Below are 22,731 nucleotides of genomic sequence, written 5' to 3'. Positions count from 1 at the left end.
GGAGGGGCTGGGTGTCCGGACGTAAAGCGCAGCAGTCCGGACACCCAGCCCCGGAGGACCGACACCGGCACCCGAAAGCCCCGCGCAGCGGCCCCGCCCGCCGCTGGGGGTACCTCCCACGCCCTTTAGGCAGTGGGGGAGCAACGGTGAGAAACCACCACGGCGGGAAAGCCAAAAACGTGGGACGCGGGCCAAGCGCGAGCGTCAGGGCGCGAGGACGTCCAGTTCGGCCATGGCCCCCGCTGTGATCTCGCGGGTCAGTCGTTCCGCGCGGGCCGCGTCGCCGGTGCGGACCGCCTCGGCGACCTGGACGTGGAGGGTGACGGCGGCCGGGTCGGGGTCGGTGAACATCACGTGGTGCTGGGTGCGGCCGGTCAGGACGGCGGCGACGACATCGCCGAGGCGGGCGAACATCTCGTTGCCGGAGGCGGTGAGGATCACCCGGTGGAAGGCCGTGTCGTGGACGAGGTAGGCGTCGAGCTGCTGGCCGCGTGAGGTGGCGACCATACCCATGGCGTGTTCGGTGAGTTCGGCGCACTGGGCGGGGGTGGCGTGCTGGGCGGCGAGCCCGGCGGCGACCGGTTCGACGGCCGAGCGCAGCACGGTCAGCGAGCGCAGTTGCCGGGGGCGGTCGCGGCCGGCCAGCCGCCAGCCGATGACCCTCGGGTCGTAGACGTTCCACTCCTCGGTGGGCCGGACGGTCACCCCCACGCGGCGCCGGGAGGCGACCAGCTGCATGGATTCCAGTACCCGGATCGCCTCGCGGATGACCGTGCGCGAGACGTCGAAGCGCTGCTCCAGTTCGTCCGTGCGCAGGATCGTGCCCGGAGGGTAGTCGCCCGCGGTGATCGCGGGTCCGAGGGACTCCAGCACACGCGCGTGCAGCCCCTTCCCCTCGTTTTCCATGGGGCAAGCCTACGTTCCCGCCCCTCGGCCAATTAAGTATGACGTTTGCGTCACAGGGGCTTGAATACGTCGTACCTAATGGGTTTCAGTGGGGGCGCACGAGGTCAAGGAAGACAGCGAGGTAACACGGGATGAGCACGCCCGACGCCGCCCGCGACGTCATCGTCGTGATGGGAGTGGCCGGTACCGGCAAGACCACGATCGGCCCGCTGGTGGCCGCCGAACTGGGCGTGCCGTACGCCGAGGGTGACGACTTCCATCCGCCGGCCAACATCGCCAAGATGTCGGCCGGCATCCCGCTGGACGACGACGACCGGGGCCCCTGGCTCGACGCGATCGGCCGCTGGGCGCACGGCCGGGCCGGGCGCGGCGGGGTCGTCAGCAGCTCCGCGCTCAAGCGCGCCTACCGCGACCGGCTGCGCGCCGCCGCCCCCGGCATCGTCTTTCTGCACCTCACCGGCGAGCGCGCGCTGATCGAGGCGCGGATGGCCGAGCGCAAGGGCCACTTCATGCCGGCCGCGCTCCTGGACTCCCAGTTCGCCACGCTCGAACCGCTCGGGCCCGACGAGGCGGGCGTCGCCGTGGACGTCTCCGGCACCCCGCAGCAGATCGCCGAGCGGGCGGTGGCCGCGCTGCGCGCCGCCGCCTCGCCCGCCGGATAGCGCCGGGCCTCACCCCGGACCGCCACCCCCCGCTCCCTCCCCGTCAGTCCAAGCAAGGGAATCGCCGTGACACATCTCAGCGTGGAGATGCTCGCAGCGGACGCGACCGAGCCGATCACCTCGGCCGGTCACGCACAGCTGGGCATCGCCGTCCTGGCCGGCATAGCCGTCATCGTCCTGCTCATCTCCCGGTTCAAGCTGCATGCCTTCCTGTCGCTGATCATCGGCTCGCTGGTGCTCGGCGCGGTGGCCGGTGCGCCGCTCGACAAAGCCATCGCCAGCTTCTCCGCCGGGCTCGGGACGACGGTCGCGGGCACCGGTGTGCTGATCGCGCTCGGCGCCGTCCTGGGCAAGCTGCTCGCCGACTCCGGCGGCGCCGACCAGATCGTCGACACGATCCTGGCGAAGGCGGGAGGGCGGGCCATGCCCTGGGCGATGGTGCTGATCGCCGGGGTCATCGGGCTGCCGATCTTCTTCGAGGTCGGCATCGTGCTGCTGATCCCCGTGGTGCTGCTGGTCGCCAGGCGCGGCAACTTCTCGCTGATGCGGATCGGCATCCCGGCGCTGGCCGGACTCTCCGTGATGCACGGGCTGATCCCGCCGCACCCCGGTCCGCTGGTGGCGGTCGACGCGGTCGGCGCGAACCTGGGGGTCACCCTCGCGCTCGGCGTCGTCGTCGCCGTCCCGACCGCGATCATCGCCGGTCCGCTCTTCTCCCGTTACGCGGCCCGGTGGGTGGACATCCACCCGCCGCAGCAGATGCCCGACACCCCGGGGGACGCCGCGAACGCCCCGGACGGGGGCACCGGTGACGGCCTGCAGAAGCGGCCCGGCTTCGGGATCACGGTGGCGACCGTGCTGCTGCCGGTCGTGATGATGCTGGCCAAGGCGCTGGTGGACATCGTCGTCGACGATCCCGAGCACACCGTCCAGAGGGTCTTCGACGTCGTCGGCTCGCCGCTGATCGCGCTGCTGACCGCCGTGATTGTCGCGATGTTCACGCTCGGCCGGGCGGCCGGCTTCACCCGCGGCAGGACCGCCGCCACGGTCGAGCGGTCGCTCGCCCCGATCGCCGGGGTGCTGCTGATCGTCGGCGCGGGCGGCGGGTTCAAGCAGACGCTGGTGGACGCCGGCGTCGGCCAGATGATCCTGGACGTCTCCAAGGGCTGGCACATCTCCACGCTGCTGCTGGCCTGGCTGATCGCGGTCGCCATCCGGCTCGCGACCGGCTCCGCGACGGTGGCCACCATCTCCGCCGCCGGGCTGGTCGCCCCGCTCGCCGCGGAGTTGAGCACCACGCACGGTGCGCTGCTGGTGCTGGCGATCGGCGCCGGCTCGCTCTTCTTCAGCCATGTCAACGACGCCGGATTCTGGCTGGTCAAGGAGTACTTCGGCATGAACGTCGGCCAGACGCTGAAGACCTGGTCGGTGATGGAGACGCTGATCTCGGTCGTCGGGATCGTCTGCGTCCTGCTGCTCTCCCTGGTCCTGTAGGACCCGGACCTTCCGGGCGGACCACCGCCCCGGGCGCCCCACCCCCCTCAGGCGCCCGTTCCCGGCACGAGGCCGTACGAGCGGAGCTCTTCCCGCTGGTACGGCCTCGTGCGCGTGGGGCGTCAGGCGGCGGGCTGCGGGGCGCCGATGTACGACGCCAGGGCCGCGGCCACCTGCGCGGCGGCGTCCCCGGCCGGTGCGGCCAGGGCGACATAGCCGTCCGGGCGGATCAGGAACACGGCGGGACCGGCGCCGTACGCGTCGCGGACATGGCCGTCGGTGTCGACCAGGTCGGGCGACGGGCCGTCCACGCGGACGAGGCGCAGCAGGTCCGGACCGGCCGGCAGCGTACCGGCGTCCAGGCCGGTGTCGCCCAGCGCCAGCACGGTGAAGTGCGGGCCGCGGTAGGCATCGAAGAGCCGGGTGGGGTTGCCGCCGGCGGTGTGGCACGGGGCGTCGGGGGCGCGGTGGCCGGCGCGGAGCGCGTCCGGGTCGAGGTCCGTGCGCAGCTCCCGGGTCAGCGGGCTGTCGGGGTAGCCGAGGTCGAGCTGGTGCAGGTCCCGGCCGCGGCGCGTCTCGCCGGAGCGGTGCAGCCGGGTGCTGGTCCGGAGGATGTGCGCGGCTATCGGGCGGCGCTCGGCCTCGTAGCTGTCCAGAAGGGTGTCGGGGGCGCCGTGCCGCAGCACCTGGCCGAGCTTCCAGCCGAGGTTGTAGGCGTCCTGGACGCTGGTGTTCAGGCCCTGGCCGCCGGCCGGGGAGTGGATGTGGGCGGCGTCGCCGGCCAGGAAGACCCGGCCCTCGCGGTAGGAGTCGGCCATCCCGGCCTTGGGGCGGTAGACGGAGGACCACAGGACCTCGCCGATCTGCTCCGCGGCCAGGTGGGTGCTCTGGGCGAGCGCGGCGCGTACGGCCTCGGGTGCGGTGTCGGGCTCCTCGGTGAACGCGGCGGTGAGGGTCTGGAAGTAGTCGGTGCCGACGAGGGGGAGGGCCGCCGCGAACCCGCCGTTCGGCAGCTGCCAGCGGTGCCAGTGGTCCCGGTCGAGGCCGTCGATCCGGACGTCGGCGAGCAGCGCCGCGCCGGGCTCCAGCGCCGGGCCGCTCATCGTGGTGCCCAGGGCCCGGCGGACCGTGCTGCGTCCGCCGTCGGCGGCGACGAGGTAGCGGGCGCGTACGGTGCGCACCTCGCCGTCGGGGCCCCGGAGTTCGGCCGTCACCGCGTCCGAGTCCTGGCTGAACGCGGTGAGTTCGGTACCGAAGAGCACCTGGCCGTCGAGCTCCCACAGCCGCTCGTGCAGCAGCTCCAGGTTGCGGAACTGCGGCAGCATCAGGGCGTTGGAGTGGGGCACGGAGGGCGTCGGGTCGACCCGTTCGATCATCTCGTGGACCTCGGTGATCCGCCCGTTCTCCCACAGGGCCATCTTCGGGTAGCGGCCGCCGGCCGCCCGAGCGGCGTCCAGCAGGCCGAGGTCCTCGTAGACCTCCAGGGTGCGCGGCTGGACGCCGGTACCGCGGGCGCCGAGGGAGAGGTGGTCCTGCCGCTCGACGATCAGGGCGCGCACCCCGCGACGGGCGAGGTCGATGCCGAGGGCGAGGCCGGTCGGGCCCGCTCCGGTGACGAGTACGTCGACGTCGGTAACACGGGCACTGTCCTTAACGTTGTTAAGTTCCATGGCTGGGAGTCTCGCCTTAACGGTGTTAAGTTGTCAACATGGTTTCGCGTATCGATCGCCGGCAGGTCGTGGACACCGCCCTGCGGCTGCTGAACGAGGTGGGTCTCGACGGGCTCACGCTGCGCCGGATCGCCAAGGAGCTGGACGTCCAGGCGCCCGCCCTCTACTGGCACTTCAAGAACAAGCAGGAGCTGCTGGACGAGATGGCCACCGAGATGCTGCGGCGGATGACCGCGCCGCTGATCGGGCCGGACGGCGAGGCGGTGGGGATGGGCGACACCTGGCAGGAGGCGCTGCTGGCCACCTGCCGCGGTCTCAGGCGGGATCTGCTCGGCTACCGCGACGGCGGCAAGGTCTTCAGCGGTACCCGGATGACCGACGAGAGCTATGTGCTGCCGCTGCAGAACCTGCTGAGCCGGCTCACGCGGACGGGCATCCCGCTGGGCACGGCGGCGCGGGCCTGGTGGACCGCGTACAACTTCACCATCGGCCTGGTCATCGAGGAGCAGTCGGTCTACCCGGAACCGGGCGAGCCGGAGGCCCGCCGGCCGGAGAGCCGCGACCCGGCCTACGACCTGGAGCGCCGCGAGCAGCAGCTCGGTGAGCGCTATCCGCTCGCCGCGCAGGCGGGCCGGGAGATGTTCGGCGACCTGGAGCGCAGCTTCGAGGACGGACTGCGGTTCATCGTCGCGGGAATCGAGGCGACGGCCGCCAGGGCGTAGGTCCTGGGCGGACACCCCTGGCGGGCCGTCTGGGGTCAGCGGGGATCGATCGCCCGCTTGAGGCGCGGGGTCAGCGGGCGCTCGACGAGGCGGTGCAGGAGCCAGGCCAGCAGCAGCATCAGGCCCACGGTCAGCGGCAGCGTCGCGTACGAGGGCAGGCCCAGGGTGCGGTGCAGGGCGCCGACGACGACCCAGCCCAGGTGCTCGTGGACGAGGTAGAAGGGGTAGGTGAGCGCGCCGGCGACGGTCAGCCAGCGCCAGTTCGCCCAGCGGAACCTGCCCAGGGCGACGGCGCCGACCAGGGCGAAGCCGACGGTGACGACGGCGATGATGACGGCCGTCGAGCGGTAGGAGAAGGCGTGCGCGGACGGTGCGTGCCACAGGCCCGCGACCGCGTAGTGCTGTCCGATCAGCCAGCTGACCAGCACGATCGCCCAGGCGATCGGATCGCGGGCGCCGTAGCGGTGCAGCAGGTACAGGCCGACGCCGCCGATGAAGAACGGCGCGTACTCGGGCATCAGGACGGTGTCGAGGAACGGCTCGTGGGCCGCCTGCGCGAGCGCGGCCGCCAGCGTCCAGCCGGCGCAGAACAGCACGACGCGGCCGCGGGTGGCGCCCGGCAGGACGACGCAGAGCGCGAAGAGGGCGTAGAAGCGCAGCTCCGCCCAGAGCGTCCAGCAGACGCCGAGGACGCGGTGGGCGCCCAGCGGCTGCTGCAGCATGGTGAGGTTCGTCAGCACCTCGCTGGGCGGGAGCGCCTTGTAGGCGACCCAGGGGAGCGCGAAGACCGCGGTGACCAGGAGGATCGCCGCCCAGTACGCCGGGTAGAGCCGGGAGACCCGGCCGGCGACGAAGGCGCGCAGCGTGCGGCCCCAGCCGCTGAGGCAGATCACGAAGCCGCTGATCACGAAGAAGATCTGCACGCCCAGGCAGCCGTAGGCGAACAGCGGCGCGGCGGTGGGGAACTGGTGGGCGGGGGAGTCGCCCCAGGCTTGGGCTATCTCGCCGCCGCGTCCCGCGTAGTGGTACCCGGCGACCATCAGGGCGGCGAGCAGCCGCAGCCCGTCGAGGGCGCGCAGCCGCGACGGTCCGCCGCGGCTGCGCACGCGTATGACGGGCTGCGGTGCGGCGGCACCGCGGTCCGGTGCGGCGGCGGGCGCACCGGCCGTCAGCTGGGGGGCGGTCATCCGAACGCGGCCCGCTTCTTCAGCCGCCGCTGTACCGCCCGCGCGCTGCGCGCGACCCGGCGGACGGTGGCGTTGCGCGGGATGAACGACAGCTGGGACGGGATCGCGCCGGGCAGCGCCAGCGCGGTCAGCCGCCGGCGCTTGAAGTAGCGCCAGGTGACCTGGTCGAGGTGGGCGGCGAGATAGCGCTCGGCGGCCGGGCGCAGCTGCGGATAGATCTGGTGCTGCATCGCATAGCCGACCGCGGTGACCAGCCCCTCGATCTCCTGGGGGGCGACCGGCGTGCGGGGCCCGCCGTCCGTGCCGCGCCCGTCCAGGCCCGGCACCAGGGCGTCCACGATCGTGACCGGGACCCGGTTGCTGTTCTGGTACGGCGTCAGGCGCTCCAGCAGCAGGCCGGTGCCGGTGCGGGCGGTGTCCAGGTCGTAGAAGGTGGCCGCGGTCAGCAGCGCGGTGGAGAAGCAGCCGACGACCAGTGCGGGCCGCACGCGCTGGTAGAGCACCTCGGCCAGGACCGGGCTGTCCAGCACCGTCAGCGCGATGTCGAGCTTCTCGGCCTCCTGCTCCAGCATCCGCGACCAGCGGGCCGGCGCGGACGGGTGCGGCTTGAAGACGATCTCGCGGTGGCCGCGCTCGACGGCACCGCGCACCATCCGCACATGCAGCTGCTCCTCCTCCTCGGGCGTGAGGATGCCCAGCGCGGAGAGGTACTGGCCCAGGAGCAGCGCGGCGCCCTCGGGGACGTCCAGCGGGCCGCTGGCGTCGGAGATCTCGCCGAGCACCTTGGTGAAGGCGTCGGTCGGCACGGTCTGCGGCTCGACGCCGAACTCGGTCAGCAGCAGCGGCGTCAGCCCCGGCACCAGGTCCAGGTGCAGCAGCCGGTCGATCCGGGTGCCGACCAGCGGGTCGAGCTTGCTGCGGGTGGGGCCGTAGCTCATCAGGCCGTCGGCGTAGACGTCGATCGACGCGTCCGGGAACAGCTGGCAGATCGCCAGCGCCGGGTTGACCTGGATGGACTCCACGACCAGGTGGACGTCGTCGTCGCCCAGGCCCCACAGCAGGCGCAGATACCGCTCCCACAGGGGGGCGTCGTCCGCGCGCGGGGACCAGCCGCCGGGGTGGAAGGGGCTGATCGTCTCGTTCCAGGACAGTACGCGGTCGAAGCGGCCGCGCAGCCGGTCGAAGCCGGGCATGGTGTCCAGCGACGCGGTGGTCTCCGGGGTCGTGGCGTTGTTGCTGAGCAGCAGCAGCCTGCGGTCGGCCGGCGCGAAGCAGTCGGCGTCCAGCGCGGCGGCGAGCGTCGCCGCGCCGTAGAGCGTGGACGCCACGAAGATCTGGGTACGCGGTCGGGTGGGCATCAGGCGGCGACCTCCGCCGGGACGGGGCGACGGCGCAGCCGCCGCAGCCGGGACGCGCGCTGCACATCCATCGAATCCAGGGCTTCCTTCAGTACGTCCTGCGGCATGCGTTTCATGGCCGCGGCGCTCATCGAGCGCAATTTACGGGCGACCTGCGGTTCGAAACGTTCGATCGAACCGAGGTGGTGGGAAATGATCGCGCAATAGGTGCGCACCGCCTTCGGCAGCAGCACATCCGCATCGCGATCTTGTGCGGTTTCCTCGATCACCTGGTCGAATGCGCGGATGAAGTCCAATTGGCGCACATCGCCGATCTGCGTGAGCGAGGACGCCACACCGCGCCGGTAGAAGACACCGAGCAGCCCGACCACCGCCATGGACTTCGCCTCGCGGTGCAGCCGCCAGATCCACGGGCGGTCCTCCGCGGTGCGCAGCCCGTCGCGGAAGTGCAGCACCCCGTCGTCCAGCAGCCGGCGGTGGTACATCCCGGCCCAGGCGTAGGCGTAGTCGACGGAGGTGGAGCGGTCGGCGGGCAGGATGACGTCGCGCGGGTTGAGCACCACGCCCCGCCGGCCGTGCGGCACGCGGTGCACGGTGCGGGCCCGCGCGGTGCACTGGACATGGTCGGTGCGCACGAAGTCGCACCCCAACTCCTCCATGGAGGAGAGGAGTTCGGCGAAGTAGCCGGGGGCGAGCCAGTCGTCGCCGTCGAGGAAGGTGAGGTACTCGCCGCGGGCGGCGTCCAGGCCCGTGTTCCGGGCGGTGGCCAGACCGCCGTTCTGCTCGTGCCGCAGCACTCTGGCGCCCGGCAGCTCGCGCTCGGCGCGCGCGAGGATCTGCGGGGTCTCGTCGCGCGAGCAGTCGTCGACGAGCAGGAATTCAAAGTCCTCGCGGGCGTTCGCCGCCAGGCTTTTCAGGGTGTCGGGCGCGTATGTCTGCACGTTGTAAAACGGCACGATGACGGAGAGCTTAACCACCCGGGTGACGTTAGGTGCGGAGTCGGCATTCGTCTTTACGCGGCGCGGGCACCCAGGTGAACGAAGAATGGCGGGATGGTTAACCAGGCCGGTTATCGGGCCGGTTCGCCATTCGTCGACCCGCTGTTAACCCTTTGTTGCGGCCCAGTTGGCCCGCCAAACGGAATGCCTTCCTAGCGTCTTCGACGTGCCATCACGTACCACTTCTTCGCCGCGGGTCGCCGTGCTCGCCGACTCGGATACCCGATGGAAATGGGGCGCTTTGACAGCGTACCGGATCCAATCGGACATCCGACTCGACGGGTACCTGCTCCGCGGCCGCGCCACGCCCACGGTCCGCCAGCTCGACGAGGTCGGCGCCCGTGCGGACTCGCTGCGCGAAATCAGGGGAGTCGACTTCGTGCGGTCCATCGACCGTACGCGCTACGACGTCGTCGTGCTGGCCCTGGTGGGCGGCGCGGTGCAGGCGATGCTGCACGGCCTGGCCCGCGCCTGGGACGGCGCACCGCGCCGCCCCGTCGTCGTCACCGGCTATGTCGGCGTGGTCTACGAAAAGCTCGCCGACGGACTGCTGCTGCGGCACGGCGCGGACGTCGTACTCGCCAACTCCCGCCACGACGCGGACCGTTTCCGCGAGGTCTACCGCGGCGTGGGCGCCGCCGACGACGGCGTCGTCGAATGCGCGCTGCCCTTCCTCGGCGGCGACCGCTACACCGGCGAGGGCGACGGCCCCTACACCGTGGTGTTCGCCGCCCAGCCCTCCGTCCCGGAGAGCCGCGCGGACCGAACGTACCTGCTGCGCAGGGCCGTTGAGCACGCCCGCAAGCACCCCGACCGCGAGGTGCTGATCAAGCTCCGCAGCAAGCCGGGCGAGCACACCACGCACATCGAGGAACTGCCCTACCAGAAGCTCGCCGCCAAGTCCCCGGCACCGCTGCCGCCCAACTGCCGCCTGGTGTACGGCAACATGGGCGAGGTCCTGGACCGCACCGACCTGATGGTCACGGTCAGCTCGACCGCCGCGCTGGAGTCGCTGCACCGCGGCATCCCCACCGCCGTCCTGACCGACCTCGGCATCCGCGAATCCCTCGGCAACCACCACTTCCTCGGCTCCGGCTGCCTGGCCTCCTGGGACGAGCTGGACGCCGGACACCGGCCCGAGCCCGACCAGGAGTGGCTGGACCGGGCGGGCGTCGCCAGCATGGGGGTCGCCCCGGCCCTCAAGGCTGGGGGAGGCGCCTACGAGAGGGCCTTCGACGCCGCCCGCGCCCGGGTCACCGAGCTGCGCGAGGCCGAGCACCTGCCGGCGATCACCCCGTACTACACCCCCCGCACCGCACCCGGCTACCTCCCCGGCATCCTCGCCCGGCACGGCCTGGACCCGCAGGGCGAGCCGCTCCCCGGCTACGCCGACGCCCCCGAGGAGACCGGCGGACTGCGCCGGGTCGCCCGCGAGACCGTGCGCGAGGCCGCCCGCGGCGCCTACCGCCACGGCGTCCAGCGCGTCGCGCCCGCCATCCGCCGCTGGGGGCAGCTGTGACCGACCCCGGTGCGACCTCCCCTGTGACCTCCCCAGGCCCCCGCCCTCCCAAGGAGCCCGCTATGCCACCCACTGTCGTGGCCGTCATCCCCGCCCGCGGCGGATCCAAGGGCGTGCCCGCCAAGAACCTCGCCGCCGTCGGCGGTGTGCCCCTGGTCGCCCGCGCGGTCCGCGAATGCCGCGCCGCCCGCCTGGTGACCGACGTGGTCGTCTCCACCGACGACGCCGGGATCGCCGCCGCCGCCCGCGGCGCCGGAGCGGTCGTCGTACGGCGCCCCGGCGACATCGCCGGCGACACCGCCACCAGCGAGGCCGCGGTGCTGCACGCCATGGACGCCTACGAGGCCGAGCACGGCACCACCGTCGACGCGGTGCTGCTGGTCCAGTGCACCAGCCCGTTCATCGTCCGCGAGGACATCGACGGGGTCGCCGCCGCGGTCGTCGAGGGCGGCGCCGACAGCGCGCTGACCGTCGCCCCCTTCCACGGCTTCGTCTGGCGCGACGCCGAGCCGGAGACCGGCGCCACCGACGGCGGCCACGGCGTCAACCACGACAAGTCCTTCCGGCCCCGCCGCCAGGACCGCCCCCAGGACCTGCTGGAGACCGGCGCCGCCTACGCCATGGACGCGACCGGCTTCCGCACCAGCGGCCACCGCTTCTTCGGCCGCACCGAACTCGTCCGCACCGACCCCGCCCGGGTGCTGGAGATCGACGATCCGCACGATCTCGCCCGCGCCCGCGCCCTCGCGCCGCTGCTGGACGCCCCCCGCCCCGGCGCCCTTCCCACCCGCGACGACATCGACGCGGTGGTACTGGACTTCGACGGCACCCAGACCGACGACCGGGTGCTGATCGACGCCGACGGACGGGAGATCGTCGCGGTCCACCGCGGCGACGGCCTCGGCATCGCCGCCCTGCGCAAGGCGGAGCTGAAGCTGCTGATCCTGTCCACGGAGACCAACCCGGTCGTCGCCGCACGGGCCCGCAAGCTTCAGGTGCCCGTCCTGCACGGCATCGACCGCAAGGACCTCGCGCTCAAGCAGTGGTGCGAGGAAGCGGGCATCGAGCCCGAGCGCGTGCTCTACGTCGGCAACGACGTCAACGACCTGCCGTGCTTCGACCTCGTCGGCTGGCCGGTGGCGGTCGCCTCGGCACACGACGTGGTGCGCGGCGCGGCCCGCGCGGTCACCGCGAACACCGGTGGTAGCGGCGCGATCCGCGAGATCGCCGCCTGGCTGCTGGGCCCGTCGCTCTGACCCCCACCCGCCCGTCGCTCCCACCCCCTGCAACCCCTCAAGCCCCCACCCCGCACACCCCCATATCCACACGAAGGAATCTCCCCATGAGCAGCAACTCCCGCCTCCGCACCCTCGGCGACCGCGAGGCCGGCCCCGGCCGCCCCGTCTACGTGACCGGCGAGATCGGCATCAACCACAACGGTGACCTGGAGAACGCCTTCGCCCTGATCGACGCCGCCGCCGACGCCGGCTGCGACGCGGTGAAGTTCCAGAAGCGGACCCCGGAGATCTGCACCCCGCGCGACCAGTGGGACATCGAGCGCGACACCCCCTGGGGCCGGATGACCTACATCGACTACCGCCACCGCGTGGAGTTCGACGAGGACGGCTACCGCGCCATCGACGAGTACTGCAAGAAGCGCGGCATCGCCTGGTTCGCCTCCCCCTGGGACGTGGAGTCCGTCGCCTTCCTGGAGAAGTTCGACGTGCCCTGCTACAAGGTCGCCTCCGCCTCGCTCACCGACGACGAGCTGCTGCGCGCCATGCGCGCCACCGGCCGCACCGTGATCCTGTCGACCGGTATGTCGACCCCGAAGCAGATCCGGCACGCCGTCGAGGTCCTGGGCAGCGACAACATCCTGCTCTGCCACGCCACCAGCACCTACCCGGCCAAGGCCGAGGAGCTCAACCTGCGCATGATCAACACCCTGCAGGAGGAGTACCCCAACGTCCCGATCGGCTACAGCGGCCACGAGACCGGCCTGCAGACCACCCTCGCCGCGGTCGCCCTCGGCGCCACCTTCATCGAGCGCCACATCACCCTCGACCGCGCCATGTGGGGCTCCGACCAGGCCGCCTCCGTCGAGCCCGGCGGCCTGTCCCGCCTGGTCCGCGACATCCGCACCATCGAGGAGTCCCTCGGCGACGGCGTCAAGAAGGTCTACGAGAGCGAGCTCGGCCCGATGAAGAAGCTGCGCCGGGTCGCCGGCGTGGTCGCCGAGACGGAGGCCGCCGGCGCCGAGCCGGCCGCGGTCTGACGGCCCACGAGCCACAACACGGGAGCCATGGTGAGCTCACCTGAAGGGACCCGCGCCGCGGCCGCCACACCCGGCGCCGGGATCCCGCCCCAGGAGACGACGGGTTCTCCCGCCCGTCGTCTCCTGGGGGTGCCGCGGCAGCGCCACCGCACCGCACCCTCGGGTGACGGGCGGCGCGCGGCCGCCCCGGACTCCGCCACCCTCGCCTTCGTCGAGAGCCCGGTGCAGCTGCTCAACGTCCTGGAGTGGGCGCACGCGGCGACGGCGGAAGACGGCGCCGGCGGCCCCGCCGCAGCGGGCCGGGCCACCCCGTCACCGCTGGCGCTCACCGTCGTCGTGCTCTCCCCGCACGACCCGATGACCCGCGGCCAGCTGCGCAGAATGGCCGAACTCGCCCGCGACGAAGGCCACACGGTGCGCTGGGAGGAGGCCCGCGGCGGCCCGACCGCCCCGATGCGCACCATCGGCGGGCTCACCCCGCTGCTGCGCCGCGCCCACCGGGTCGTCATCGGCGACCCGTTCTCGCGCTATGTGCAGCTGCTGCTCACCCTCACCAAGGCACGCGACCTGGTGGTGGTCGACGACGGCACCGCCACCATGGAGTTCATCTCCCAACTCGCCCGCGGCGAGCGGCTGGTGCGCTGGCACCGGCACGGCAGCGGCCGCAGCCCGCGGGACCTGGTCTTCGCGCCGTTCTCGGCCACCGCCCGCCGCCGGCTCACCCCGGCACCCGAGGGCGGCCGGCGCACCGTCGGGCTGTTCAGCTCGATGCCGGTCGAGGTCCCGCCGGGCGTGGACGTCACCACCAACGAGTTCGCCTGGACCCGGGCGCGCTTCGGCCCGCCCCGGATCATGGGCGCCGCCGACATCGTCGGCACCTCCCTGGTGGAGACCGGGGTCGTCGACGCCGATCGCTACCTGGAGGCGGTCGGCGCACTGGCCCGCAGGCACGGCGCCACCCGCTACTTCGCGCACCGCCGCGAGAGCACCGAGAAGCTGCGCCGGCTGGCCCAGGAGACCGGCCTGGAGGTCGTACGGCCCGATCTGCCGCTCGAACTGATCGCCCGGCGCGGGCCCATCGGGCGCCTGATCGTCAGCTTCCCCTCCACCGTCGTGCACACCCTGCCGCTGGCGCTGGTGGGTACACAGGTCAAGGTCGCGGTCTGCGACATCGATCCGCAGTGGCTTACGGCCAACGCTTCACCGCGCGCACAGGGCTTCCTCGACGGGGTCACCGGCACCGCCCGTGACGTGCAACGACTGCCGTTCACCCAGCGGATGGCCGCCGGATGACCGCTGCGCGAAGCCGTACTTCATACCCTTCCCATAAACCGTCCATGCGCCGAGCGGGCTAGATTTTCTTCCCCTAAGGGGCTGAACTTTTGTTGATCGAGGGACAGTTGCCCCATCGGGACCCGTAACCTTCCACAGGTGAACCAACTGATGTCCCTGGATACCGACGACGCCGACGCCCCTGCCGACACCGCCGGAGGGGCCTCGCTCCCCGGCGCCCTGCCGGACGCACTGGGCGCCGAACTCACCGCCTTCCGCCGCGACTTGCACCGGCACCCCGAGCTGGGAAACCAGGAGTTCCGGACCACCGCGGCGATCAAGGAGCGCCTGGAGCGGGCCGGGCTGCACCCCCGCGTCCTGGCCACCGGCACGGGTCTGGTGTGCGACATCGGTACGGACACCGCCGCCGACGTCCCGCTGCTCGCCCTGCGCGCGGACATCGACGCCCTGCCCATCCCGGACACCAAGACCGTCGAGTACGCCTCCACGATCCCCGGCCGCGCCCACGCCTGCGGCCACGACGTCCACACCACCGTCGTCCTCGGCGCCGGCCTGGTCCTGGCCGAGCTGGCCCGCGCCGGCGCGCTGCCCCGCCCGGTGCGGCTGCTCTTCCAGCCCGCGGAGGAGGTGCTGCCCGGCGGCGCCGCCGACGCGATCGAGTCCGACGTGCTGGAGGGCGTCGGCCGGATCCTCGCGGTGCACTGCGACCCGCGCGTCGACGCCGGCCGGATCGGGCTGCGCACCGGCCCGATCACCTCGGCCTGCGACCGGCTGGAGGTGGTCCTGGACGGGCCCGGCGGCCACACCGCCCGCCCGCATCTGACCACCGACATGGTCACCGCCGCCGCCCGGGTCGCCCTCGACGTGCCCGCGCTGATCGCCCGCCGGGTCGATGCCCGCGCCGGCCTCGCCGTCACCTGGGGCCGGCTGGCGTCCGGGCACGCCTGCAACGTGATCCCGCAGCGCGCCGAGCTGGCCGGCACGGTCCGGTGCCTCGACCTCGATGCCTGGCGCGCGGCCCCGGACATGGTGCACGCCGCGATCGACGAGGTCGCCGCCCTGTACGGCGCGAAGTCGCAGATCAACTACGTCCGCGGGGTGCCGCCGGTGGTCAACGAGGCGGACAGCGCCCAGCTGCTGATGGACGCCATGGCCGCCCGGCGCGGCATCCACAGCGTCGAGGACACCGAGCAGTCCCTGGGCGGCGAGGACTTCTCCTGGTACCTCGAACACGTCCCCGGGGCCATGGCCCGCCTCGGGGTCCGGCCGCCCGGCGAGCTGAGCCGCCACGACCTCCACCGCGGCGACTTCGACGTCGACGAGCGGGCGATCCGGGTCGGCGTGGAGCTGTTCACGGCCGCCGCGCTGCTGTCCCACGGTTGAGGTGGATCCGACAGAAGCAAACATTTCCGGCCGTCGTCGATCGCCTCGATGGCGGCCGGAAGATCGTCCGGGCTCTGTACGCCTCGAATCGATAACGGGTTTCCACCTGCCCTTTACCTGGCATCTACGCGCGTTACGATTCCGCGGAATCAGCGCCAATGGAGGCGCTACGAGTCGAAGGGGCCCCTCGTGCACCGGGTATCCAAGATCGTTGCCGCGGGCATCGCCACCGCGGCCCTCTCCGTTTCACTGACCGCCTGCGGCGAGTCCTCCACCGAGGCCGGCGGCAAGGACAAGGGTGTCGGGCTCGCCTTCGACGTCGGCGGCCGGGACGACCACTCGTTCAACGAGGCGGCGGCTCGTGGCGTGGACAAGGCCGAGAAGGACCTCGGCGTGAAGTCCAAGATGATGACCGCCAAGAACGGCGAGACCGAGGCGGACCGCGAGCAGCGCCTGTCGTCGCTGGCCGAGGCGGGCTTCAACCCGGTCATCGGCGTCGGCTTCAACTACGGCAAGTCCGTCAACAAGGTCGCCAAGCAGTTCCCGAAGACCACCTTCGGCGTCGTCGACTCCCCCGCCGAGGCCAAGAACGTCTACGGCATGGTCTTCGCCGAGAACGAGGCGTCCTACCTCGCCGGCGTCGCCGCCGCGCTGAAGAGCAAGACCCACAAGGTCGGCTTCATCGGCGGTGTGAACAACGCGCTGATCCAGAAGTTCCAGGCCGGCTTCGAGCAGGGCGTCAAGGACACCGACCCCAAGGCGAAGGTCACCTCCGAGTACCTCTACGCCAACGACGACAAGGGCTTCAACGACCCGGCCGCCGCGAAGGGCAAGGCCAAGGGCATGCTCGACGGCGGCATCGACGTGATCTACACCGCGGCCGGCCAGTCCGGCAACGGCTCGATCGAGACGGTCGCCGGCAAGAAGGGCGCCTGGGCGATCGGCGTCGACTCCGACCAGTACCTCCAGCCGGGCCTGGCCAAGTACAAGAACTCGATCCTCACGTCGGTGATGAAGAACGTCGACGTGGCGGTGTACGACCTGGTCAAGAGCGTGCACGACAAGAAGCCGCTGACCGGCAACAAGGCGTACACGCTGAAGGACAACGGCGTGCGGCTGTCCACCTCGGGCGGCTTCATCGACGACATCCAGGCCAAGATCGACGCGGCGAAGAAGAAGATCGCGTCGGGCGAGGTCAAGGTCAGCGACACGCCCACCAAGTAGTTCTTCGGCGGGTCGGGCGCGGCGGCCAGTACGCCGCGGCGCCCGACCCGTTCGCCGGACCGCTCCTGCGGCCAGGCGATCTTCCGGCGTCAATGCTACGCGCGTAGCGCGGAGTTGGCGCGATATCGTCACCTCTCCGCTCCTCCTTACCACTCCCTGCTCCCGAGGAGAGTGCGCCATCAAAGCGTCCAGCAGTCCCCAGGCAGACAGCGCCCCCGCCGCGGCACCGGCGGTGGAACTCCGCGGGATCACCAAGCGGTTCCCGGGTGTCGTCGCCAACCACGACATCGACATCACCATCCACCGCGGCACCGTGCACGCGCTGGTCGGCGAGAACGGCGCGGGCAAGTCCACGCTGATGAAGATCCTCTACGGCATGCAGAAGCCGGACGAGGGCACGATCGGCATCGACGGCGAACAGGTCAGCTTCCACAGCCCGGCCGACGCCATCGCCCGCGGCATCGGCATGGTGCACCAGCACTTCATGCTCGCCGACAACCTCACCGTCCTGGAGAACGTCGTTCTCGGCGGCGAGAAGCTGCACGGCATCGGCGGCCGGGCCCGCACCGAGATCCTCAAGATCTCCGACCGCTACGGCCTCGGCGTCCGCCCCGACGTCCTCGTCGAGGACCTCGGCGTCGCCGACCGCCAGCGCGTGGAGATCCTCAAGGTCCTCTACCGCGGCGCCCGCACCCTGATCCTCGACGAGCCGACCGCCGTGCTGGTCCCGCAGGAGGTCGACGCGCTCTTCGACAACCTGCGCGAGCTCAAGGCCGAGGGCCTGACCGTCATCTTCATCTCCCACAAGCTGGGCGAGGTGCTCTCGGTCGCCGACGACATCACCGTCATCCGGCGCGGCACCACCGTCGCCTCCGTCGTCCCCGGCGAGACCACGCCCAAGCAGCTCGCCGAGCTGATGGTCGGCAGCGAACTGCCCTCGCCGCAGACCCGCGAGTCCACCGTCACGGACGTGGAGATGCTCAAGGTCGAGGGGCTGCGGCTGGCCACCGCCGACGCGGAGGGCGTCGAGCGCACCGTCCTGAACGATGTCTCGCTGACCATCCGCAAGGGCGAGGTCCTGGGCATCGCGGGCGTGGAGGGCAACGGCCAGGCCGAACTGGTCGAGGCCATCATGGGCATGCGCGACCCCGACAGCGGCACCATCACGCTGGACGGCATCGACATCAGCCATCTGCCCACCCGCACCCGGCGCGAGGACGGCATCGGCTACATCCCCGAGGACCGCCACCGGCACGGCCTGCTGCTGGAGGCGCCCCTGTGGGAGAACCGCATCCTGGGCCATGTCACCGAGAAGCCCAACGCCAAGGGCCGGTGGCTGGACCTCAAGGCCGCCCGCGCCGACACCGAGCGGATCGTCGCCGAGTACGACGTCCGCACCCCCGGCATCGAGGTCACCGCGGCCTCGCTCTCCGGCGGCAACCAGCAGAAGCTGATCTTCGGCCGCGAGATGAGCCACCACCCCAAGCTGCTGATCGCCGCGCACCCCACCCGGGGCGTGGACGTCGGCGCCCAGGCGCAGATCTGGGACCAGATCCGCACCGCCCGCCGCGAGGGCCTCGCCGTCCTGCTGATCTCGGCCGACCTGGACGAGCTGATCGGCCTGTCCGACTGCCTGCGGGTGATGTACCGCGGCCGGCTCGTCGCCGACGCGGACCCCGCCACCATCACCCCGGAGGAGCTGGGCTCGGCCATGACCGGCGCCGCCAGCGGCCATCTGACCCATTCCGACAGCGACACCACCGCCGACTCGGAGCCGCGCTCGTCCCAGGAGGGAGAGTCCGAGTGAAGAAGCTCGACAAGACCAAGCTGATCCTGGGCATCGCCGCGCCCGTCCTGGCGATCGTCGCGGCGCTGGCCATCACCTCGGTGATCATCCTGGCCACCGGCAAGGACCCGATCCACGCCTACACGGTGATGGCCGACTTCGGCTCCAAGAGCGACAGCCAGGTCTGGATCATCAACAAGGCGGTCCCGTACTACCTGTCCGCGCTGGCCGTCGCCATCGGCTTCCGGATGAACCTGTTCAACATCGGAGTCGACGGCCAGTACCGCATCGCGGCGTTCTTCGCCGCGGTGGTCGGCGGCGCGCTGACCCTCCCCGGCTTCCTGCAGATCCCGCTGATCATCATCGTCGCGATGCTGGTCGGCTCGCTCTGGGCCGGTATCGCGGGCCTGCTGAAGACCACCCGCGGCGTCAGCGAGGTGATCACCACGATCATGCTGAACGCCATCGCGGCCGCGGTCATCGGCTACTTCCTCCAGGACGGCCGGCTCGCCGTCAAGGACGGCAACCTCTTCCACACGCCGAACCTCCCGGCCTCCAGCCACTTCTTCACCATCCCCACCACGCCGGCTCCGCTCGACGGCTTCCTCGTCGTCGCCGTCATCGTCGGCTTCGCCTACTGGTTCGTGCTCGGCCGCACCCGCTTCGGCTTCGACCTGCGCACCGTGGGCCAGTCGGAGTCCGCGGCCGAGGCCGGCGGCGTCAACGTCAAGCGCATGATCGTCACCTCCATGCTGCTGTCCGGCGCCGCGGCCGGCCTGATCGGCATGCCGACACTGCTCGGCGTCTCGTACAACTACGGCACCGACTTCCCCATCGGCATCGGCTTCACCGGCATCGCCATCGCGCTGCTGGGACGCAACCACCCGATCGGCATGGCCGCCGGCGCACTGCTGTGGGGCTTCCTCGAACGCACCGGCACCCAGCTCGAATTCGAGGACTACGAGCAGGAGATCGTCGGCGTGATGCAGGGCGTCATCGTGCTCTGCGTCGTCATCGCCTACGAACTCGTGCGCCGCTACGGCCTCAGACTCCAGCAGCGGCAGGTCGGCGAGCAGCTCGCCGCCCAGGCCCGCAAGACCGAGAAGGCGGAGGTGTCCTCATGAGCGAACGCAGTGAGCGCATCATCGAGGGGTGCGCGCCGTGCGCCTGCGCGGCCGAGCGAAGCGAGGTCTCGGCATGAGCACGAACCTCACGGCTCCGGTCGACCAGAGCCCCCACCACCACAAGCCCAAGACCGCCCGGGCCAGGCTCAGCTACCCCAAGGTCCTGCTGATCATCTCGGGCAGCCTGATCCTGCTGTCCCTGCTGCGGATCGTCACCGGCGCCACCAACCTGACCGAGTCCGGCCAGTACATCGCCGCGCTCAACGCCGCCGTGCCGATCGGCCTGGCCGGCCTCGGCGGCCTGTGGGCCGAGCGCTCCGGCGTCATCAACATCGGCCTCGAAGGCATGATGATGCTCGGCGCCTTCTCCGCGGGCGCGGTCGGCTGGCAGCACGGCCCCTGGGCCGCCGCGGCGGCCGGCGTCGTCGGCGGTGCGCTCGGCGGACTGCTGCACGCCGTCGCCACCGTCACCTTCGGCGTCGACCACATCATCTCCGGCGTCGCCATCAACATCATGGCGCTCGGCCTGACCCAGTTCCTGGCCAAGCTGTGGTTCGGCGCGGACGGCAGCGCGGCCGCCGCGGCCGGCGGCAACGACAAGCAGTCGCCGCCGATGCCCGACATGCCGACGTTCACCGTCCCCGGCCTGTCCGACTGGCTGCACTCCATCGAGCAGCACCACTGGTTCCTGGTCTCCGACACCGCCGGCATCGCCGGCTCCCTCGTCACCAACGTCTCCTGGCTGACCGTGGTGACCGCCGTCCTGTTCGTGCTCACCTTCTACGTCCTGTGGCGCTCCGCCTTCGGCCTGCGGCTGCGCTCCTGCGGCGAGGGCCCGATCGCGGCCGAGTCCCTGGGCGTCAACGTCTACCGCTACAAGTACGCGGCGGTACTCGTCTCCGGCGCACTGGCCGGCCTCGGCGGCGCGTTCCTGGCGATCTACGTCCACATCTACCAGGACGGCCAGACCGGCGGCCGCGGCTACATCGGCCTCGCCACCATGATCTTCGGCAACTGGCGGCCGGGCGGTGTCGCCATGGGCGCCGGCCTGTTCGGCTTCATGGACGCGCTCCAGCTGCGCGGCGGCGGCCCCACCGTCCACGCCCTGCTGCTCCTGCTCGCCGTGCTGCTGGTCGGCCTGGCGCTGTGGAAGCTGCGCGCCGGACAGCGCACCCAGGCCGTGCTCAGCCTGGTCGCGGCCGCGCTGCTCGCCCTGTGGTACGCCACCACCGACACGGTCCCGCTGGAGATCGTCGGCGTCGCCCCGTACATCGCTACGCTGCTGGTGCTCTCGCTGGCCGCACAGCGGCTGCGGCCACCGAAGGCGATCGGCAAGATCTACCGAAGAGGCCAGGGCAAGTGAACGAAGCTCCCGACTGGGAGTCACTGCGCGCGCAGGCCCGGGACGCGATGTCCCGGGCCTACGCCCCGTACTCCGGCTACCCCGTCGGCGCCGCCGCCCTCGTCGACGACGGCCGCACCGTCACCGGCTGCAACGTCGAGAACGCCTCCTACGGCCTGGCCCTGTGCGCCGAATGCGGCCTGATCTCCGCCCTCTTCGCCGGCGGCGGCGGCCGCCTCACGGCCTTCACCTGCGTCGACGGCACGGGCGAGCTGCTGGTCCCCTGCGGCCGCTGCCGCCAACTCCTCTACGAACACGGCGGCCCGGACCTGCTGGTGGACACCCTCACCGGCATCCGCCCCCTGTCGGACCTGCTACCGGACGCTTTCGGACCGGGGCACCTGACGGGATGACGGGTGCGGGGCCGATCCCCGCGCCCGCCTCTGGCCACCCCTGCATCTATGCGTGTAGAACGGACCCACCCGTTCGAAAGGAACCGTCCATGGACGCCATCTCCGTCATCCGCACCAAGCGCGACCGCGGCGAGCTGACCCCCGAGCAGATCGACTGGGTCATCGACGCCTACACCCGCGGCGAGGTCGCCCATGAACAGATGTCGTCCCTGGCGATGGCCGTCTTCCTCAACGGCATGAACCGCAAGGAGATCGCCCGCTGGACCGCCGCCATGATCGCCTCCGGTGAGCGCATGGACTTCTCCGGCCTGTCCCGCCCCACCGCCGACAAGCACTCCACCGGCGGCGTCGGCGACAAGATCACCCTGCCGCTCGCCCCGCTCGTCGCCGCCTGCGGCGCCGCCGTGCCCCAGCTCTCCGGCCGCGGCCTCGGCCACACCGGCGGCACCCTCGACAAGCTGGAGTCCATCCCCGGCTGGCGCGCCCAGCTGAGCAACGACGAGATGCTCGACATCCTCCGCGAGGCCGGCTCGGTCATCTGCGCCGCCGGCGACGGCCTCGCCCCCGCCGACAAGAAGCTCTACGCGCTCCGCGACGTCACCGGCACCGTCGAGTCCATCCCCCTCATCGCCTCCTCGATCATGTCCAAGAAGATCGCCGAGGGCACCGGCTCCCTGGTCCTGGACGTCAAGGTCGGCTCCGGCGCCTTCATGAAGAACCTCGACGACGCCCGCGAACTCGCCGCCACCATGGTCGAGCTGGGCACCGACCACGGCGTACGGACGGTCGCGCTGCTCACCGACATGGCCACGCCGCTGGGCCGCACCGTCGGCAACGCCCTCGAAGTCCGCGAATCCGTCGAGGTGCTGGCCGGCGGCGGCCCCGAGGACGTCGTCGAACTGACCCTCGCGCTCGCCCGCGAAATGCTCGACGCGGCCGGCCTCCCGGACGCCGACCCGGCCAAGGCCCTGGCCGACGGCTCCGCCATGGACCACTGGCGCCGCATGATCGCCGCCCAGGGCGGCAACCCCGACGCCCCCCTCCCCGTGGCCCGCGAACAGCACACCGTCACCGCCACCGCCACCGGCACCCTCACCACCCTCGACGCCTACGCGGTCGGCCTCGCCGCCTGGCGCCTGGGCGCCGGCCGCGCCCGCAAGGAGGACCCGGTGCAGGCCGGCGCCGGCATCGAACTGCACGCCCGGCCCGGCGACCGCGTCACCGCCGGCCAGCCCCTGCTGACCTTGCACACCGACACCCCCGAGAAGATCCCCTACGCCCTGGACGCCCTCACCGGTGGCACCGTCATCGCCCCGGCCGACACCGCCTTCACGGCGGGCCCGGTGGTGCTGGAACGCATCGGCTGACCGCCCTC

19 protein-coding genes are annotated in these 22,731 nt (G+C 71.8%); 14 read left to right on the top strand and 5 right to left on the bottom strand.

Going from position 1 to position 22,731, the window contains the following annotated elements:
• Positions 1 to 204: 204 nt before the first annotated feature.
• The gene (locus ACZ4NB_RS11450; RefSeq protein WP_467660323.1) at positions 205 to 906 is read right to left on the bottom strand and encodes a FadR/GntR family transcriptional regulator; all 702 of its coding nucleotides are present in this window, start codon (positions 904 to 906) and stop codon (positions 205 to 207) included.
• 131 nt (positions 907 to 1,037) lie between these two features.
• Here ACZ4NB_RS11450 and ACZ4NB_RS11445 point away from each other — a divergent pair, with 131 nt between their 5' ends.
• The gene (locus tag ACZ4NB_RS11445) at positions 1,038 to 1,568 is read left to right on the top strand and encodes a gluconokinase (RefSeq protein WP_467660321.1); all 531 of its coding nucleotides are present in this window, start codon (positions 1,038 to 1,040) and stop codon (positions 1,566 to 1,568) included.
• Between the two features lie 66 nt (positions 1,569 to 1,634).
• Entirely contained in the window at positions 1,635 to 3,062 is a 1,428-nt protein-coding gene (locus tag ACZ4NB_RS11440; protein ID WP_467660319.1) for a GntT/GntP/DsdX family permease, read from the top strand.
• A 122-nt stretch (positions 3,063 to 3,184) separates the two neighbouring features.
• Here ACZ4NB_RS11440 and ACZ4NB_RS11435 read toward each other — a convergent pair whose 3' ends face one another.
• Positions 3,185 to 4,732 carry an FAD-dependent monooxygenase gene (locus ACZ4NB_RS11435; protein ID WP_467660317.1) on the bottom strand — a complete coding sequence of 516 codons (1,548 nt, stop codon included), beginning with the start codon at positions 4,730 to 4,732 and terminating at the stop codon, positions 3,185 to 3,187.
• A gap of 38 nt (positions 4,733 to 4,770) precedes the next feature.
• Between ACZ4NB_RS11435 and ACZ4NB_RS11430 the strand changes: the two genes are divergently transcribed.
• Entirely contained in the window at positions 4,771 to 5,454 is a 684-nt protein-coding gene (locus ACZ4NB_RS11430; protein ID WP_467660315.1) for a TetR/AcrR family transcriptional regulator C-terminal domain-containing protein, read from the top strand.
• A 35-nt stretch (positions 5,455 to 5,489) separates the two neighbouring features.
• On the opposite strand, the gene ACZ4NB_RS11425 is transcribed toward ACZ4NB_RS11430, so the two are convergent.
• The 3 genes from ACZ4NB_RS11425 to ACZ4NB_RS11415 are packed head-to-tail and all read right to left on the bottom strand — an operon-like array spanning position 5,490 to position 8,976.
• Entirely contained in the window at positions 5,490 to 6,641 is a 1,152-nt protein-coding gene (locus ACZ4NB_RS11425; RefSeq protein WP_467660314.1) for an acyltransferase family protein, read from the bottom strand.
• Positions 6,638 to 7,999: a polysialyltransferase family glycosyltransferase gene (locus tag ACZ4NB_RS11420; protein ID WP_467660312.1), complete on the bottom strand. Its 1,362-nt coding sequence runs from the start codon at positions 7,997 to 7,999 to the stop codon at positions 6,638 to 6,640. Before ACZ4NB_RS11420 ends, ACZ4NB_RS11425 begins: the two co-directional genes overlap by 4 nt.
• The gene (locus tag ACZ4NB_RS11415) at positions 7,999 to 8,976 is read right to left on the bottom strand and encodes a glycosyltransferase family 2 protein (protein WP_467660311.1); all 978 of its coding nucleotides are present in this window, start codon (positions 8,974 to 8,976) and stop codon (positions 7,999 to 8,001) included. Before ACZ4NB_RS11415 ends, ACZ4NB_RS11420 begins: the two co-directional genes overlap by 1 nt.
• Positions 8,977 to 9,163: 187 nt before the next feature.
• On the opposite strand from ACZ4NB_RS11415, the gene ACZ4NB_RS11410 reads away from it, so the two are divergent.
• The 11 genes from ACZ4NB_RS11410 (at position 9,164) to ACZ4NB_RS11360 (ending at position 22,723) form a co-directional block, all read left to right on the top strand.
• Positions 9,164 to 10,516 (top strand): DUF6716 putative glycosyltransferase, encoded by a 1,353-nt coding sequence (locus tag ACZ4NB_RS11410; RefSeq protein ID WP_467660309.1) that lies wholly within the window; start codon positions 9,164 to 9,166, stop codon positions 10,514 to 10,516.
• Positions 10,517 to 10,578: 62 nt separating this feature from the next.
• Entirely contained in the window at positions 10,579 to 11,772 is a 1,194-nt protein-coding gene (locus tag ACZ4NB_RS11405; protein ID WP_467660307.1) for a cytidylyltransferase domain-containing protein, read from the top strand.
• Between the two features lie 86 nt (positions 11,773 to 11,858).
• Positions 11,859 to 12,791: an N-acetylneuraminate synthase family protein gene (locus tag ACZ4NB_RS11400; protein WP_467660306.1), complete on the top strand. Its 933-nt coding sequence runs from the start codon at positions 11,859 to 11,861 to the stop codon at positions 12,789 to 12,791.
• A gap of 30 nt (positions 12,792 to 12,821) precedes the next feature.
• Entirely contained in the window at positions 12,822 to 14,084 is a 1,263-nt protein-coding gene (locus ACZ4NB_RS11395) for a hypothetical protein (protein ID WP_467660349.1), read from the top strand.
• Positions 14,085 to 14,234: 150 nt separating this feature from the next.
• Entirely contained in the window at positions 14,235 to 15,467 is a 1,233-nt protein-coding gene (locus ACZ4NB_RS11390; RefSeq protein ID WP_467660347.1) for an amidohydrolase, read from the top strand.
• 189 nt (positions 15,468 to 15,656) lie between these two features.
• The gene (locus tag ACZ4NB_RS11385) at positions 15,657 to 16,691 is read left to right on the top strand and encodes a BMP family lipoprotein (RefSeq protein WP_467660304.1); all 1,035 of its coding nucleotides are present in this window, start codon (positions 15,657 to 15,659) and stop codon (positions 16,689 to 16,691) included.
• Between the two features lie 178 nt (positions 16,692 to 16,869).
• Complete coding sequence (locus tag ACZ4NB_RS11380; protein WP_467660345.1) at positions 16,870 to 18,498, top strand: ABC transporter ATP-binding protein; 1,629 nt, start codon at positions 16,870 to 16,872, stop codon at positions 18,496 to 18,498.
• Positions 18,495 to 19,601 (top strand): ABC transporter permease, encoded by a 1,107-nt coding sequence (locus ACZ4NB_RS11375; protein WP_467660302.1) that lies wholly within the window; start codon positions 18,495 to 18,497, stop codon positions 19,599 to 19,601. The genes ACZ4NB_RS11380 and ACZ4NB_RS11375 overlap by 4 nt, the downstream gene beginning before the upstream one ends.
• A 73-nt stretch (positions 19,602 to 19,674) precedes the next feature.
• Positions 19,675 to 20,964, top strand: coding sequence for an ABC transporter permease (locus ACZ4NB_RS11370; protein WP_467660300.1), 1,290 nt, complete (start codon positions 19,675 to 19,677; stop codon positions 20,962 to 20,964).
• Positions 20,961 to 21,356, top strand: a complete 396-nt coding sequence (locus ACZ4NB_RS11365) for a cytidine deaminase (protein WP_467660298.1) — start codon at positions 20,961 to 20,963, stop codon at positions 21,354 to 21,356. The genes ACZ4NB_RS11370 and ACZ4NB_RS11365 overlap by 4 nt, the downstream gene beginning before the upstream one ends.
• 89 nt (positions 21,357 to 21,445) lie before the next feature.
• On the top strand, positions 21,446 to 22,723 hold the full coding sequence (locus ACZ4NB_RS11360; protein WP_467660296.1) for a thymidine phosphorylase: 1,278 nt from the start codon (positions 21,446 to 21,448) through the stop codon (positions 22,721 to 22,723).
• Positions 22,724 to 22,731: the final 8 nt, after the last annotated feature.

The organism is Streptomyces sp. NPDC026575, assembly GCF_055567415.1.
This window is presented reverse-complemented; position numbering and strand designations above follow the sequence as displayed.